This is a genomic window from Tsukamurella sp. NPDC003166 (genome assembly GCF_040611135.1).
Taxonomy (GTDB): Bacteria; Actinomycetota; Actinomycetes; order Mycobacteriales; family Mycobacteriaceae; genus Tsukamurella.
This window is the reverse complement of the sequence record NZ_JBEXNL010000015.1, coordinates 71,134-84,432: the sequence shown is the minus strand read 5'-3', so window position 1 is coordinate 84,432 and position 13,299 is coordinate 71,134. Positions and strand designations below refer to the sequence as shown.

Here is a 13,299-nt window from a genome sequence, read left to right as displayed (position 1 = left end):
CTTACACCTCCTCCACTTCCACGAGATGCGACACGACCTGGATCAGGCCGCGGTTGACGGGGTTGTCCTCACGGACGACCTGCTTGCGGATGCCCTTGAGGCCCAGGGTGCGCAGGCTGTCGCGCTGGTTCTGCTTGAGCCCGACGAGGCCTCGCACCTGGGTGATCTTCAGCTCTGCCATGACTTACGCTCCCTGGCCTGCGCGAGCGCGGAGCATGCCGGCCGGGGCGACGTCCTCGATGGGCAGGCCGCGACGGGCCGCGACCTCCTCGGGACGCTGCAGCTCCTTGAGAGCCGCCACGGTCGCGTGCACCACGTTGATGGCGTTGTCCGAGCCCAGGCTCTTGGCGATGACGTCGTGGACGCCGGCCGCCTCGAGCACGGGACGCACGGCGCCACCGGCGATGACACCGGTACCCGGGCTGGCGGGACGCAGCAGCACGACGCCGGCCGCGGCCTCACCCTGCACCGGGTGCACGATGGTGTTGCCGATCATGGGGACGCGGAAGAAGTTCTTCCGAGCCTCCTCGACACCCTTCTGGATGGCCGCAGGAACTTCCTTGGCCTTGCCGTAACCGACGCCGACCATGCCCTGGCCGTCGCCGACGATCACGAGGGCGGTGAAGCTGAAGCGACGACCACCCTTCACGACCTTCGAGACGCGGTTGATGGTGACGACCTTCTCGATGAACTGGCTCTTCTCGGCCTCACGGCCACCGCGCTGATCGCGATCGCGACCGCCACGGCCGCCGCGGCGGTCGTTCGAGTTCTCCGGGCCGTTGTTGCCGGCGGGCCCATTGCCGCCGTCACGACGCTGACGTCCGGGCATCAGGCTGCCTCTCCTTCGATGGAAAAGATGGTGGTGTTGGTCATCAGAACTCCAACCCGCCTTCGCGAGCGGCGTCCGCGAGAGCGGCGATCCGGCCGTGGTACTTGTTGCCACCACGGTCGAACACGACGGCCTCCACACCGGCTGCCTTGGCACGGGCGGCGATCAGCTCGCCGACCTTCTTCGACTGGGCCGACTTGTCGCCGCCCGCAGCCTTGACGTCGGCCTCCAGCGTCGACGCCGCGGCCAGCGTGTGGCCCTTGAGGTCGTCGATCAGCTGCACGTGGATGTGCCGGCTGGAGCGCTTGACGACGAGGCGCGGACGGGCCGCGGTGCCCTCGATCTTCTTGCGCAGGCGGAAGTGACGACGAGCCTTCGACGTGCGACGACGAGTCGAGACGTCCTTGCCCACCGGGATGCGCTTCGGGGTCTCTGCCTGAGTTGCAGTGTTGTTTGACATGAGTTACTTACCCGTCTTTCCGACCTTGCGACGGATCTGCTCACCCTCGTACCGCACGCCCTTGCCCTTGTAGGGATCGGGGCGACGGAGCTTGCGGATGACCGCCGAGATCTGGCCGACCTGCTGCTTGTCGATGCCGGACACGGAGAACTTGGTGGGGCTCTCCACCGCGAAGGTGATGCCCTCGGGCGCCTCGATCGGCACCGGGTGGCTGTAGCCCAGGGCGAACTCGAGGTCCTTGCCCTTGAGCGCCACGCGGTAACCGACGCCGTAGATCTCCATCTTCTTGGTGTAACCCTCGGTCACACCGGTCACCATGTTGGCGACCAGGGTCCGCGACAGGCCGTGCAGCGCACGGTTGCGCCGCTCGTCGTCGGGACGGGCCACCACGACGGCGCCCTCTTCGTTCTTCGACACCGAGATCGGCTCGGAGACGGTCAGCGACAGCTGGCCCTTGGGGCCCTTGACGGTGACGTCCTGGCCGGCGATCTGCACGTCGACGCCCGCGGGAACGACCACGGGGTGCTTACCAATACGCGACATAAGTTTGTTGTCCCCTTACCAGACGTAAGCGAGGACTTCGCCGCCCACGCCCTGCTTGGCTGCCTGGCGATCCGTGAGGAGGCCCGAGGACGTGGAGATGATCGCCACGCCCAGGCCACCGAGGACCTTCGGCAGGTTGGTGGACTTCGCGTACACGCGCAGACCGGGCTTCGACACGCGGCGCAGGCCGGCGATCGAACGCTCACGGCTGGGGCCGTACTTCAGCGAGACGACGAGGTTCTTGCCCACCTCGGCGTCCTCGGTACGGAAGTCGGTGATGTAGCCCTCACGCTTGAGGATCTCAGCGATGTTCGCCTTGATCTTCGAGTGCGGGAGCGTCACCTCGTCGTGGTACGCCGAGTTGGCGTTGCGCAGACGGGTCAAGAAGTCTGCGATCGGATCAGTCATGGTCATGACAGATTCGTCTACCTTTCTCGCAGCGGTTCCCATGCATCGCCGGCGCACTGGTGCCCGCTCTCGAGAAGTGCACGAGGGGCGGGCCTGGGGCGTCCGACGGTGGGCCTACTACGAAGCAAACCGTCCTGCAATACCGTTGCACTGCAGGGATTCCGGACCGGCCGGATGAATCCGTACCGGTTCGGGGATGTGCGCCGGCCGTGCTCGAAGCACGACAGGCAACCTCACTAGTGTAGAGAAAGTCCCGGTCAGAGTCGAATCGTAGGCGGTTCACCCCCCGCCGGACACCCGGGTCGACGGTGCGCCCTCCCCCGCCCGGCACCGGGGTGCCGGGGCACGGGGGCGCTTGGGCCGCCCTTCACCGAGCAGAGCACTCTCGGATTCTGTCCGGATCGGTCAGCGGCGCTCCCCCGCGCGTGCGTCAACGATGCGGACGGCCAGGGCAGCGGCGGCGCAGCCGGGCGGGCGGGCGGACGGGCGTGGCGGGCGGGCGGGCGGCGCACCGTCGTCCCCCGCGCCGCACCGATCCGCGGCCCTCGCGTTCGAGCCCCCACCAGAAGCCGTCCGTCAGGCAGGGGCTCGAACGTCCCCCACGCGGCGTTTCGTCCCCCACCAGACGTCGCGCGCACTGGCAGGGGCTCGGACTTCCCCCGCTCGGCGCCGAATCCCCCACCTGACCCCAGCCCGCCCCCACCCCACGCCGAATCCCCCGCTGCACGCCGGCGCCTTCACCCGACGTCGGATCTCACCATCGCGATTCGCCCGCGCTTCGCCCGCGACGGCGACCGCGCTGCACCCGCGACGCGGCGTAGCGTCTGCGGCATGCCGCGAGCCGACCCCGGGGTCTTCACGTTCCACCTCGTCGAGCTTCCTGCCGCGACCACGACCCGACTCCTGCTCCGGCCGCCGGATCCGCGCACCGTCGACGGTCTGCGGTACGCCGAATGCCTGGCCCTGATGCGCCTCGGCGCGCCGGTGATCTCGCCGAACCGGCTGCAGCTGCGGCGGCTCGCCATGTTCGCTCGCTGGGATTCCGAAGCCGCGATCGACGCATTCCTGGAGGCCGGGGGTCGACGGTTCGCCGGCGGGTGGCACGTGCGGATGGAGTACCTGCGGCGCTGGTCGCAGGTCGCGGCGATCCCCGGGCTGCCCGCCCGTGCGGGGGAATGGGACGAGGACGAGCCGGTCGTCGCGATCACCCTGGCCCGGATGCGGCTGCCGGAGGTGCCGCGGTTCCTGCACTGGGGGCGGCCCGTCGAACGGCTCGTGCGCGACGATCCCGGCGCGACGCTCGCCGGCGCCGCGATAAGGCCGCCCAACACGATCTCGACGTTCTCGGTCTGGCGCTCGGTGCGGGCGATGACGGACATGGTGCACGGTCACAGCGATCTGCCGGATCCCGCGCGGCACCTGGCCGCCATGGAGGAACGGCGGCGGCGCGACTTCCACCACGAGTTCGCGACCTACCGGCTCCGGCCGCTCGCCGAGCACGGCACCTGGGAGGGGCGCAGCGGGATCATCCCGTCCGCGTGAGCTTGTAGTGCAGCCGCAGAGCCGTCGCCGGCCCGAACCGCAGCACGTGGTCGGTGCGCAACACCTGCTCGTCGTCGACGGCGAGCAGGAAGGACTCGTGCAGCGGGACGCGCTGGGCGTAGTCGCGCCCGCGGTCGCGGACCGTGATGTAGGCACCGTCGGAGCCCCAGGGCCCGCGGCCGGAGGCCAGCTCCAGCGCCCCGCCCGCGCGGTTGTGCGGCCGCAGGAAGACCTGGAGGTTGCCCGCCTCAAGCGGGAAGGTGACGTGCACGCTGGGACGATCCGCGCCCGGCAGGGTCCGGGTGGAGTAGCGGCCGCTGAAGACGACGTCGCCGGTGCTGCGCAGGGTGCGGATCCAGCCGGCGGCGATCTGCGCGCCGGTGGCGTCGGTCAGCACCGACACCCGGCCGTCGAGGCCGCGCGCGACATCGAGTGGGCGGGTGGGGAGCGCCAACTGCTGCACGCGCCGCCCGAAGCCGCGGGAGATCACCTCGCCGCCGGGCTGGAACAGCGGCGACCAGCTGCTCCACACCTCCATGCGCCACCGCGCGGTGTGCCGGTAGAAGTCCGTGATCGACGGGTGCAGCGCGGACGGATCGAAGCCCGGCCCGGCCAGCGCGCCCCAGTCCCCGATCAGTCCGGCGTCCGGGAGGTCGTGGTGCACCGCCCCGCCCCGGAGCGCGGCCTCCGCGTCGAGCCACGCCGTCCCGACGGTGCCCGGGCCGACCGTCGGCGCACGCAGCCACGCGTGCTCGCCGCCGAGGTCGATCTCCCTGCCGATCAGGCGCCAGAACTTCCTGGTCGCGAGGTCGACGGTGGCCGCGGCCGGCCGTCTCGCGGCGTCGCGCATGTCGCATCCGCTCCCCTCCGGCCGCTCGCGTGCGGGCCCACCGCAACCCTACGAGTCGGCGGCGGCGCCGGGCGGGGCGCACCGTCGAGCGCCCTTGTCCCGCGGATCCGTGCGGCCTAGCGTGGGGGTCATGTCCTCGGTGAACGATCTCGTCCGGGATCCCCGGCTCTATCAGGCTGCCGCCGCCGGGCAGGCCGCCGACGCCGCCATCTGCATCCAGCCGATCCCGTACGTCGCGCGGTGCCTCGATTCGGTGGGCTGGCCCGACGGTGGCCGCTGGTTCTTCCCGGTGGTCAAGGGCGCGTCCGCGCTGGGGCTCGCGGCGGCGCCGCGGTGGCCGGGGCTGGCCCGGCTCACCGCGATCATGCTGACGCTGTACTTCTGCACGGCCGTCGGCCTGCATGTGCGGGCCCGCGACCTGCGGCTGAACTTCGCGGCCGCATCGTCGCTCCTGGTCTTCTACGGGGCGCTGGCCGTCACCGGACCGCCGCGCCGTTAGTCGGAGCGCGCGCCCTTCGCCTCCTTCACGGCCTTCGCCGCCTTCAGGCCCACGAGCGACGGCAGCACGAGCGTGGCGGCGGCGGTGATCACCCACACGAGCACTGCCGCCGCGATCCACGAGCCGATCCCGCGGATCGGAACACCGCGCCGCGCAGCAGAAGACGGATCATGCGAGGACCGTATCGCCGGCTGCGACCCGCGTCGTTCGATCAGATGAATGTGCGCCGAACCCGGAGCGCACCTCGGTCCGCCGACCGACACTTGCCGTCGGATGACCCACACGCGAGCGGTTTCGAGGTCCGGACATGCGACGACACTCCCGCGCCACGACGTTCCTAGCGACGGTGTGCGCGCTCCTGCTGGCGATCGCCGCCTGCGCCGAGAGCACCGGCGGCGCCCCGACGACTGCCGGCGGCCCCACTCGCGCCCAGATCGCCGCAGTCGCCCCGACCGCGCTGATCATCGACGCCTCGGGTTCGATGACGGAGAACGACGCCCCGGGCCCGCGCATCGACGCCGCGAAGGCGGCCACCCGCGAACTGGTCCGGGCACTCCCCGCCGACGCGAAGTTCGCACTTCTCACCTACGGCACCGCCACCGGGGGTACCGAACCGGAGAAGGCGGCCGGCTGCCGCGACATCACGATTCCGATCCCGCTCGGCGTCCTCGACCGCGACAAGGCCACCGCCGCCGTTGACGGGATCGTCCCGCGCGGCTTCACCCCGATCGCGGATTCGCTGCGCCGTGCCGCCGACCAACTCCCCACGTCGGGGAAGGTGGCCATCGTCCTCGTCTCGGACGGTGAGGACACCTGCGATCAGCCTCCGTGCCCGGTCGCGCAACAACTCAAGCAACAGCGTCCCGAACTGCAGATCTCGACCATCGGCTTCCGCACGGACACCACCGCGTCCGATCAACTCAGGTGCATCGCCAACGCGACCGGCGGGATGTTCGTCACGGCCGCCAATTCAGCCCAGCTCACCGCGCGCCTCATCGCGACACAGGACCAGTCGGCGTCCACCAGCCTGATCGGCGGGACACTGCGCGGAGTCGCGATCGGCGACTCGCTGACGGATATCCGCAAACGCAACGCCGAGTTCCCCGCGGCCGGCAAGCGCGACGGCAACCGCACGATCATCGTCTGGAGGGACTGCGACTGGGTGTTCGGCTCGGACGGCTCGCTGGCGGAGATCCGCCCGCACGGCGATGCGGCACGCACCGTCGACGGGATCGGACCCGGAAGCACCGTCGGCGACGCGCGCAGGTTCTACGGCGATCCCGTCACCGACGGCCCGAAAGCGGGAACGGACGGGGGAAGGTCCTCCGGGCGGACCGTCGTCTTCCCCACCGGGGAGGGGCAGGCCGGGTACTCGATGGACGTCGACGGTGCCGGCGACTCCGGGCGGATAACCTCGCTCATCGTGTGTCTCTGTGTGCCGAAGGGCGCCGTGACCAGCACCGAACAGGTCACGATCCGGCCGTTCACCCGGCACGGCGGCACGACCGCCGGGTGGATCAAGGATCGCAGCAAGATCGGCTCGACCGGGTTCTACGGCTGCAAGGCCGGGCCGGTGAACGGCGTGACCGACGACGGCATGATGTTGTGCACCGGCCCGTCCGGAACGAACACCGGGATCTGCTCCCCCGCGGTCGGCGAGACCTTCCTGCTGTGCGTGCTCGATCCGTGGTCCAAGACGATCACACTGATGGCGCCCGAGGGCACGTCGCTGCCCGCGAACCCCCGGGCGGTCGACCCGCGAACTCCCTACGGACTCGTCCTGCAGGACGGCACACGGTGCACTCTCGCCGGCGCGCGCGGCGTCGCGCCCGACAACAGCACCGTCCCCGGCCAGGCTGCGCCGTACTCCTGCGGCCGTGCCGGCGACGTCTACGCGCCGGTCGGCGCGTTCCCCGCCGACCGCAGCACGAAGGTCTGGCGGGTGACGTTCGGCCAGCCCGGCAGCACGCCCGTGCGAACGGTCGCCGTGACCCAAGCCGTCTTCGTGGGGTACGGCCAATGACGATCGAAACGACGACGCCGATGCGGTACGCAGCCCTGTCCACCCTCTGTCTTCTCCTCGCCGCGTGCGGTTCCGGGGGCTCCATCGAGTCCACTGCCGTCGACCCTTGCGCCGGGGTCGCAGGGTGCGTCCAGGTCGCCGTGGTGGATGTCGACGGCGACGGCTCCCTCGACCGCGTCGGCGTCGTCAACCAGGCGGAGGACTTCATCAACGGCGGGACACCCGACCCGACGACGAAGTCCGCCGGCCCGATCACCGCTCTCGTCGGGATCGGACAGAAGGTCCACCGGCTGACCGTCGAATCGGGAGGCCTGACCTTCCGCGAACCGGCAGAGATCTACCGTGGTGCGTTCGCCATGACCCGCACGCCCGGTGCCGATCTCGTGCTGCACACCGCGATCGGCCAGGGTGGCTCCGACATGTTCGCGGTGATCAGCTGGGACGGGAATGCGCTGGTCACGGTAGCCCCACCACAACCGCTCATCGCCAACGCGGCCGGACTATGGGCCATGGCGTCGTCCCACGGCTACCGCGACTCGATCCGGTGCACGGAGCCCGGCGAGATCGTCCGTGTCCGCCTCGCGACGAGCCTGCAGGACGGCAACCGGAACCTCGACAAGAACGGCGGAAAGCGCGAAGAGGACAAGTACACGTTCGCCGGCGGCGCCTGGCAGCCCGCGGGGTCGGAGAACTTCGCCGACAACAGCCTCAGCTACACCGACGGCTGGTCCTCGCACGCGAACGCCTTCGGTGAGTGCAAGAACCTCGGTCGCAAGCAGTGAGCCCGGAGTTCCCAGCGAAAGGACCTTCCTGATGCATCGGATCGGACTGCACGCCGCCCTCGCCACCACGGCAGTCGCACTGGCACTTACGGCGTGCGGACCGTCGGGCGACGGTGCCGGCGTGCCCGGCCGTAGCACGGCCGTCGACCCGTGCGCCGGCGTCGCCGGCTGCGCTGAGGTCGCCGTCGCGGATGTCGATGGTGACGGTTCCCCGGACCGCGTCGGGGTCGCCAGGCAGAAGGTCGAATCGTCGCCCGAGATAACGACACTCGTCGCGACACGAAACACGGTGCACACGTTGACACTCAAGGCGCGAGGCATCGCCTACCCGACTCCAGCGGAGATCTATCGCGGCGCCTTCGCCATCAGCCGGGCGGAGGGCGCGGATCTCGCGCTCCACCTCGTCCCCGGGCGGGGTAACGCCGAGCAGTTCGCGGTTGTCACGTGGGACGGAGCGAAACTCGTCACGCTCGCTCCGCCGCCGTACGTGAACGGCAACGAGGCCGTGAAGACGACCGACTTCTGGTACCTCGGCTCATCACACGGCACGCAACACACGGTCAAGTGCCTGCAGCCAGCCGAGATCGCTCTCGTTCAGCTGTCGGCCGCGGTCGCCGAGGGAGTACCAGTCGAGGGCGGCGGCAAGCGCGAGGAGGACCGATTCACCTTCGTCGGCTCGGGTTGGCAGGCGTCGGGATCGACGAACGTCGCCGACACGTCGTACAGCTACTCGTTCGACGCGCACACCGCAGTTTTCGCCGGATGCAAGGACGTCGGCCGCAAACCCTGACACCCGTTGCGCTGGTCAGCACGGTAGCGCGACGTCACGTCGCCCGCTCGGCGGGAGTCCGTGCGAAACGGTGGGGTACCACCGGGCAGGTCAGGTCTGGCGCAACGGTGCGCCGGCTCAACGGGGCACCACAACGACTCGGGCTGCGGGCAGCTCCCTGCTGCAGCCCGTGGAATAGCCGTACTCCTGGGCCGCGACCGCGGTCGGACTGGCGCACAGCCAGCCGTCGAATCTCTTGCTGTCGGTGTTCCCCTGCCCGACGAGCGTCTTATCGTGCAGGTATCGATCGATCACCTTGCGCGCCTCCGCGCACGATACCGAGCCCGATCGCACTTCGATGACGCCGACGGTGCCGGTGCGCGGATAGGTCACGGTGCCGCAGGTCGGAGCCGCCTGTGCGGCGCCGCCTCCGAGCACCGCAGCTCCGATCGGGAGGACTGCGAGCGACGTCACCGCCGTCGCCAGGAGTTTGAAGGACATGCCGCTCTCCTAGGTGAATAGCCGGAAGCCTCACGCTATCCCGGGAGCGGCGCACCGTCAGTCCCCCGAACGGACTATTCCGTTCCGGGCGGACCAACGGGTCAACGAAGGCGTCAGTTCACGCGCAGCGTCGTGGTGACGGGCGTCGGGTTCTGGGTGAGGTCCAGGACCGGGCAGTGCGCGTCGACGGTGTCGGTCAGCTCGCGGTACCGCTCCTCGCTGTCCGGGCCGGTGATGTCGACGGTGACCCGCACGGCCGTGAATCCGGGGCGGACGGTGTCGTCGAGGCCGAAGAAGCCGCGCACGTCGAGGTCGCCCTCGGCGCTGAGCTTCAGCTCGTCGATGTGCACGCCCAGCTTGTCCGCGTAGAAGCGGTAGGTCACGACCTGGCAGGCCAGGAGCGCACCCAGGTACGCCTCGACGGGGTTGATCGCGGTGTCGTCGCCGCCGAGCGTCGGGGGCTCGTCGACCACGAGGGTGTGCTGGCGCGCAGTGGTCACGCTGCCGACCGTGCCCTGCGGCACCGCCGACGCCGCGAAGACGACGTGCGCATTGGCGGTGTTGCGGGTGACGGCCTGGTCGGTCGCGTCGATGATGGCGGCGAGCGTTCCGGTGGCGGATGCGGTCATGGGGCACTCCTGGTCTCGGACGGTTGATTCCTCGCGGAACATATGTCCGTTCCCGCGACGGCACAGCGGTTGCGTTCATCGTGATTCCCTGCCGATACGCTGAGCGCGTGTCCACGTTCCTGACGGTCGCCCTGCTCGCGGTGCTCACCACGGTGGGCCTGGTCGGGGCCGTCGTGTCCGACGGTGCCGCCTCCCTCGTCTGGGCTGTGACGACGGTCGCGGTCGCGGGGCTGCTCGCGTGGCGACTGCGGTCCGCGCCGCCGGGGATGGGGCTGGTCGCGGCGTTCGCGACGGGGATCCTCGTCGTCTCCGCGGGCCTGCCCTTGGCGATCGTGCTCACCGAGACCGCGCCGGACCGCTCCCCCGGGTCGAGCTCGGTGCTCGGCGCATCCGACCGTGCGTCCACAGTCGATCCGTCGGCCGAACTGCGCGGCGCCCTGAAGAAGGCCGATGAGGTGCTCCCGGGCGGATCGGACTCGGTGCTGAACATCCGCATCGACGAGTCCTCCACGCAGGTCGGCCTACTGGACCTCGCGAAGGGCCAGCGGGTGTGGTTCCAGTACTCGCGATCGAGCGGGAAGTGGTACGAGCCCAGTCGCAGCGCCACGAACGACCGCCAGGACGCGGTCTTCCGCGCCGCCGACCTCGCCGCGCTGGATCTGACCGCCACTGCTGCGAAGGCCACCGCCGCCGCCGACCGGATCGCGATCGACCGCAGCAACCGGCACGCCGACGACGGCATCCAGATCGAGCGGCGCTACCAGGACCGCAAGCTGATCGTCGAGTTCCACATGTCGGGCGAGGAGATCCACGCCGACCAGACCGGGAACCTCCCCGACAACCTCGCGCTGGCGAAGCTCGACGGCCTGCTCCCCGTCGCCGAGCGCGCGCTCCGCGACAGCGGCGTCGACCCCGCACAGTCCTTCCTGAGCGGGCTCGAGTACCGGGTGTTCGCGCCGAACGCCACCGCCGTCTCGGGCGAGGAGGGCCGCCTCAGGCTCAGCGTCCAGGGCGGCGGCCGGAGCGGGAGCATCGAGGTCACCGTCGGGCGGTTCCCGATCGTCAGCCTGCGGCCCAGCTCCGGCACCGCGTCGAATCCGTTCGCCCTCAGCGCGCTCACCGCGGCCGGGCTGGAGCGCGCCCGCGCCGACCTGGCCCAGCGCTCCGCCGTCCCCACCGTCGACGCGAACGCCGTCAGCCTGCAGGTGGAACGCGACTTCACCTCGTCCTCGCTGCGCTCGCGCGGCGCCCCGCCGATCCTCAACCTCGGCCTGGGCCCGAAGGCCGAGGCGTACTACACGTTGGGCGGCGACTTCCTCCGGAGCACCCGGACCTAGGCCTTGGTGGTGAGGCGGCGCACCGTCGACACCTCGGACTCCCGGTAGGCGCGCCCGTCCGGCCAGAGCAGGTCGTGGAACCATTGCGCGGGCTGCCGCGCCCCGACGTAGGGCTGCTTCCACGAGTCCCACGGGTAGTAGGTCTGACTGCGGCCGGCCACGAAGCCCCACTGGTAGGCGTCGATGCCGAGCTCCTTGCAGATCGGCAGGATCGTCTCGATCGTGCTGCCCTGCGGGCGGGCCATGTACTCGGTGAGCAGCATCGGCCGGCCCTGCTTCGCGAGATCCGCGGCCATGGCGCGGAACTTCTCCGGCGGGTCGTAGCTGTGGAAGCTGATGACGTCCGACTGGGCGAGCTGAATCGCGCGGATCTCGGGGCGGGTGTCGGCCCAGACGCCGGAGGTCAACGGCTGCGTCGGGCCACCCGCGCGGGCCCACGCGAAGGCCTGCGGCAACAGCTGCGCGACGCGGGCCACCTTGTCCGGCGGGCTCAGCGGGTAGGAGTCGGCGAGATTCTCCGGCTCGTTCCACACGTCCCACGCCACCACACGGGGATCGTTGGCGAAGGCCTTGACCACGCCCGTGGCGTAGGCCTGCAGCGTCGAGGTGTCGGGGTTGGTCAGGCCGGCCGCGCCCGGGCTCTGCACCCAGGTCGAGTTGTGCACGCCGGGCGTGGGCTCGCGCTGGACGCCGGGCTTCGGGTTCGGGTCCCAGCACGAGTCGAACAGCACGAACATGACCTTGATGCCGTTGGTGTTCGCGAGGGTGAGGAACTGGTCGAGGCGCGCTGTGAAGCCGGTCGGGTCCGCGGTCCACAGCTGATCCTGGAGGAACACGCGCATCGTGGTCATGCCGAGCCCCTTCGCCCAGCTGAGCTCGAGGTTCATCCGCACCGGGTCGAAGGTCTGCGCCTGGAACATCTCGAACTGGTTCCCGGCGTTGGCGTTGATGTAATTCGCGCCGACCATCCAGGGGTTCTGGGCGCGCCACTGCTGCGCGCGTTCGGGGGTCCAGCGGGTGGCGGGCCCGGCGGGCGCACCCGGCGTCGTCGGCCCGACGGTGCCGCCCGCCCCCGGTCCGGAGCCGGGGTCGGCGGCGGCCCGCGCCGCGATCATCGCGGCCGGCACCGCAGCGGCGGCCGCACCCAGCAGCACCCGTCGAGTCACAACAGTCACACTGACACCATAAGCAACAATTGTCACGGAAGTGTTGCGGCGCGCGGCAGCGGTCGCCGCGGACCAACGGGCGTTTCGGGTGCGGATGGCCTCCCGCACCCGTTTCGCGCAGCCGCACCCTGCATGCCGGGTGCGCTGGCGCAGTGCGGGTGCGGATGGCTTCCCGCACCCCTTCTGCGCGCAGCGATCGGTTCCGATCAGCTCTCGATGGCCTTGCGGGCCTCGGCCTCCAACTCGGCGCGGAACCGTGGCGGCGCGGGCAGGACACCGCGGTCGACCAGGCGGTCGACAGTGCTGACCACCTGGTTCAGATACGCCGCCCGCTCGGCGGCCGCGCTGGACGAGGCGTGCCGATAGAGCTTGAGGCCGCGGTCGAGATCGCGCGCGTCCTCCGCGGGCAGCCCGGCAGTGCCGGTGCTGCGGGCGTGCCGATCGGCGGCGTACCAGCTGGTGCGCAGGTCGGTGACGGCGTCGGCGTACTCCGCGGCGGACTCCTCGCCGGGGTACTCGTCGGTGCGCAGGGCGCCCGCGTGCTCGAGAGCGTCGTGGAAGGCGATGACCTTGGGCGAGCTGAGGTCCCACATCGCGGGGAAACGCAGCAGCATCTCCGGGTCGAGCTCGTAACCCGCGTACTCGGAGAGGACCTCGTCGTGCCGACCCGTCGCACGCTCCCACAGCGCCCTGCCCGGCGGTGCCGGGGCCGGCTTCGGCTGCGCGCGCGGCCGCTCCGGTGCGGGCGCGTCGACGAACCGGAGCGGATCGGGCCGGCGCACCGCCGCCGCATCGCCGGGACCGGCGAGCACCACGACCATCGCGACGATCAGGCCGCCGGCCAGGAACAGCATCCCGATCGGCCCGATGAACCGCGTGGCGATGAGCCCGACGGCCGCGACGCCGAGCGCCACCGCGATCGCGCTACGCATCGGAATCACCCACATCGGACAGCGTAACC

The 13,299-nt window shown here is 70.6% G+C and carries 16 protein-coding genes; 6 read left to right on the top strand and 10 right to left on the bottom strand.

Features of this window, described 5'->3' with window-relative positions:
- Nucleotide 1 precedes the first annotated feature (1 nt).
- The 5 genes from rpmD to rpsH are packed head-to-tail and all read right to left on the bottom strand — an operon-like array spanning nucleotide 2 to nucleotide 2,246.
- Nucleotides 2–181, bottom strand: coding sequence for a 50S ribosomal protein L30 (rpmD, locus tag ABZX10_RS16880; protein ID WP_355542169.1), 180 nt, complete (start codon nucleotides 179–181; stop codon nucleotides 2–4).
- A gap of 3 nt (nucleotides 182–184) precedes the next feature.
- Nucleotides 185–829: a 30S ribosomal protein S5 gene (gene rpsE / locus ABZX10_RS16875; protein WP_355542167.1), complete on the bottom strand. Its 645-nt coding sequence runs from the start codon at nucleotides 827–829 to the stop codon at nucleotides 185–187.
- 43 nt (nucleotides 830–872) lie between these two features.
- Entirely contained in the window at nucleotides 873–1,289 is a 417-nt protein-coding gene (gene rplR / locus ABZX10_RS16870) for a 50S ribosomal protein L18 (protein WP_355542164.1), read from the bottom strand.
- Between the two features lie 3 nt (nucleotides 1,290–1,292).
- Nucleotides 1,293–1,832, bottom strand: a complete 540-nt coding sequence (gene rplF, locus ABZX10_RS16865) for a 50S ribosomal protein L6 (protein WP_068573241.1) — start codon at nucleotides 1,830–1,832, stop codon at nucleotides 1,293–1,295.
- A gap of 15 nt (nucleotides 1,833–1,847) precedes the next feature.
- Nucleotides 1,848–2,246 carry a 30S ribosomal protein S8 gene (rpsH, locus tag ABZX10_RS16860; RefSeq protein WP_068533016.1) on the bottom strand — a complete coding sequence of 133 codons (399 nt, stop codon included), beginning with the start codon at nucleotides 2,244–2,246 and terminating at the stop codon, nucleotides 1,848–1,850.
- A gap of 825 nt (nucleotides 2,247–3,071) precedes the next feature.
- Here rpsH and ABZX10_RS16855 point away from each other — a divergent pair.
- Nucleotides 3,072–3,782 carry a hypothetical protein gene (locus tag ABZX10_RS16855; RefSeq protein ID WP_355542159.1) on the top strand — a complete coding sequence of 237 codons (711 nt, stop codon included), beginning with the start codon at nucleotides 3,072–3,074 and terminating at the stop codon, nucleotides 3,780–3,782.
- On the opposite strand, the gene ABZX10_RS16850 is transcribed toward ABZX10_RS16855, so the two are convergent.
- Entirely contained in the window at nucleotides 3,766–4,632 is an 867-nt protein-coding gene (locus ABZX10_RS16850) for a hypothetical protein (RefSeq protein ID WP_355542156.1), read from the bottom strand. The two genes, ABZX10_RS16855 and ABZX10_RS16850, sit on opposite strands and share 17 nt — an antisense overlap.
- A gap of 130 nt (nucleotides 4,633–4,762) precedes the next feature.
- Between ABZX10_RS16850 and ABZX10_RS16845 the strand changes: the two genes are divergently transcribed.
- The 4 genes from ABZX10_RS16845 (at nucleotide 4,763) to ABZX10_RS16830 (ending at nucleotide 8,726) form a co-directional block, all read left to right on the top strand.
- Nucleotides 4,763–5,131 (top strand): DoxX family protein, encoded by a 369-nt coding sequence (locus tag ABZX10_RS16845; RefSeq protein ID WP_355542153.1) that lies wholly within the window; start codon nucleotides 4,763–4,765, stop codon nucleotides 5,129–5,131.
- Between the two features lie 307 nt (nucleotides 5,132–5,438).
- Complete coding sequence (locus ABZX10_RS16840; protein ID WP_355542150.1) at nucleotides 5,439–7,154, top strand: VWA domain-containing protein; 1,716 nt, start codon at nucleotides 5,439–5,441, stop codon at nucleotides 7,152–7,154.
- Nucleotides 7,151–7,936, top strand: coding sequence for a hypothetical protein (locus ABZX10_RS16835; RefSeq protein ID WP_355542147.1), 786 nt, complete (start codon nucleotides 7,151–7,153; stop codon nucleotides 7,934–7,936). The genes ABZX10_RS16840 and ABZX10_RS16835 overlap by 4 nt, the downstream gene beginning before the upstream one ends.
- Nucleotides 7,937–7,967: 31 nt before the next feature.
- Nucleotides 7,968–8,726 carry a hypothetical protein gene (locus tag ABZX10_RS16830; RefSeq protein ID WP_355542144.1) on the top strand — a complete coding sequence of 253 codons (759 nt, stop codon included), beginning with the start codon at nucleotides 7,968–7,970 and terminating at the stop codon, nucleotides 8,724–8,726.
- A 117-nt stretch (nucleotides 8,727–8,843) separates the two neighbouring features.
- Here the strand turns inward: ABZX10_RS16830 and ABZX10_RS16825 are convergent, their stop codons facing one another.
- Both ABZX10_RS16825 and ABZX10_RS16820 read right to left on the bottom strand, forming a co-directional pair.
- Entirely contained in the window at nucleotides 8,844–9,206 is a 363-nt protein-coding gene (locus ABZX10_RS16825) for a hypothetical protein (RefSeq protein WP_355542141.1), read from the bottom strand.
- Nucleotides 9,207–9,319: 113 nt separating this feature from the next.
- Nucleotides 9,320–9,835 (bottom strand): OsmC family protein, encoded by a 516-nt coding sequence (locus ABZX10_RS16820; RefSeq protein WP_355542138.1) that lies wholly within the window; start codon nucleotides 9,833–9,835, stop codon nucleotides 9,320–9,322.
- A 107-nt stretch (nucleotides 9,836–9,942) separates the two neighbouring features.
- Between ABZX10_RS16820 and ABZX10_RS16815 the strand changes: the two genes are divergently transcribed.
- Nucleotides 9,943–11,172, top strand: coding sequence for a hypothetical protein (locus ABZX10_RS16815; protein WP_355542135.1), 1,230 nt, complete (start codon nucleotides 9,943–9,945; stop codon nucleotides 11,170–11,172).
- On the opposite strand, the gene ABZX10_RS16810 is transcribed toward ABZX10_RS16815, so the two are convergent.
- Nucleotides 11,169–12,347: a cellulase family glycosylhydrolase gene (locus ABZX10_RS16810; protein WP_355542132.1), complete on the bottom strand. Its 1,179-nt coding sequence runs from the start codon at nucleotides 12,345–12,347 to the stop codon at nucleotides 11,169–11,171. The two genes, ABZX10_RS16815 and ABZX10_RS16810, sit on opposite strands and share 4 nt — an antisense overlap.
- A 197-nt stretch (nucleotides 12,348–12,544) precedes the next feature.
- Entirely contained in the window at nucleotides 12,545–13,270 is a 726-nt protein-coding gene (locus ABZX10_RS16805) for a hypothetical protein (RefSeq protein ID WP_355542129.1), read from the bottom strand.
- Between the last annotated feature and the right edge of the window lie 29 nt (nucleotides 13,271–13,299).

What these genes read in the sequence shown, in the direction of transcription:
- rpmD (WP_355542169.1), bottom strand. Translation starts at nt 181, where the DNA reads ATGGCAGAGCTGAAGATCACCCAGGTGCGAGGCCTCGTCGGGCTCAAG.
- rpsE (WP_355542167.1), bottom strand. Translation starts at nt 829, where the DNA reads ATGCCCGGACGTCAGCGTCGTGACGGCGGCAATGGGCCCGCCGGCAAC.
- rplR (WP_355542164.1), bottom strand. Translation starts at nt 1,289, where the DNA reads ATGTCAAACAACACTGCAACTCAGGCAGAGACCCCGAAGCGCATCCCG.
- rplF (WP_068573241.1), bottom strand. Translation starts at nt 1,832, where the DNA reads ATGTCGCGTATTGGTAAGCACCCCGTGGTCGTTCCCGCGGGCGTCGAC.
- rpsH (WP_068533016.1), bottom strand. Translation starts at nt 2,246, where the DNA reads ATGACCATGACTGATCCGATCGCAGACTTCTTGACCCGTCTGCGCAAC.
- ABZX10_RS16855 (WP_355542159.1), top strand. Translation starts at nt 3,072, where the DNA reads ATGCCGCGAGCCGACCCCGGGGTCTTCACGTTCCACCTCGTCGAGCTT.
- ABZX10_RS16850 (WP_355542156.1), bottom strand. Translation starts at nt 4,632, where the DNA reads ATGCGCGACGCCGCGAGACGGCCGGCCGCGGCCACCGTCGACCTCGCG.
- ABZX10_RS16845 (WP_355542153.1), top strand. Translation starts at nt 4,763, where the DNA reads ATGTCCTCGGTGAACGATCTCGTCCGGGATCCCCGGCTCTATCAGGCT.
- ABZX10_RS16840 (WP_355542150.1), top strand. Translation starts at nt 5,439, where the DNA reads ATGCGACGACACTCCCGCGCCACGACGTTCCTAGCGACGGTGTGCGCG.
- ABZX10_RS16835 (WP_355542147.1), top strand. Translation starts at nt 7,151, where the DNA reads ATGACGATCGAAACGACGACGCCGATGCGGTACGCAGCCCTGTCCACC.
- ABZX10_RS16830 (WP_355542144.1), top strand. Translation starts at nt 7,968, where the DNA reads ATGCATCGGATCGGACTGCACGCCGCCCTCGCCACCACGGCAGTCGCA.
- ABZX10_RS16825 (WP_355542141.1), bottom strand. Translation starts at nt 9,206, where the DNA reads ATGTCCTTCAAACTCCTGGCGACGGCGGTGACGTCGCTCGCAGTCCTC.
- ABZX10_RS16820 (WP_355542138.1), bottom strand. Translation starts at nt 9,835, where the DNA reads ATGACCGCATCCGCCACCGGAACGCTCGCCGCCATCATCGACGCGACC.
- ABZX10_RS16805 (WP_355542129.1), bottom strand. Translation starts at nt 13,270, where the DNA reads ATGCGTAGCGCGATCGCGGTGGCGCTCGGCGTCGCGGCCGTCGGGCTC.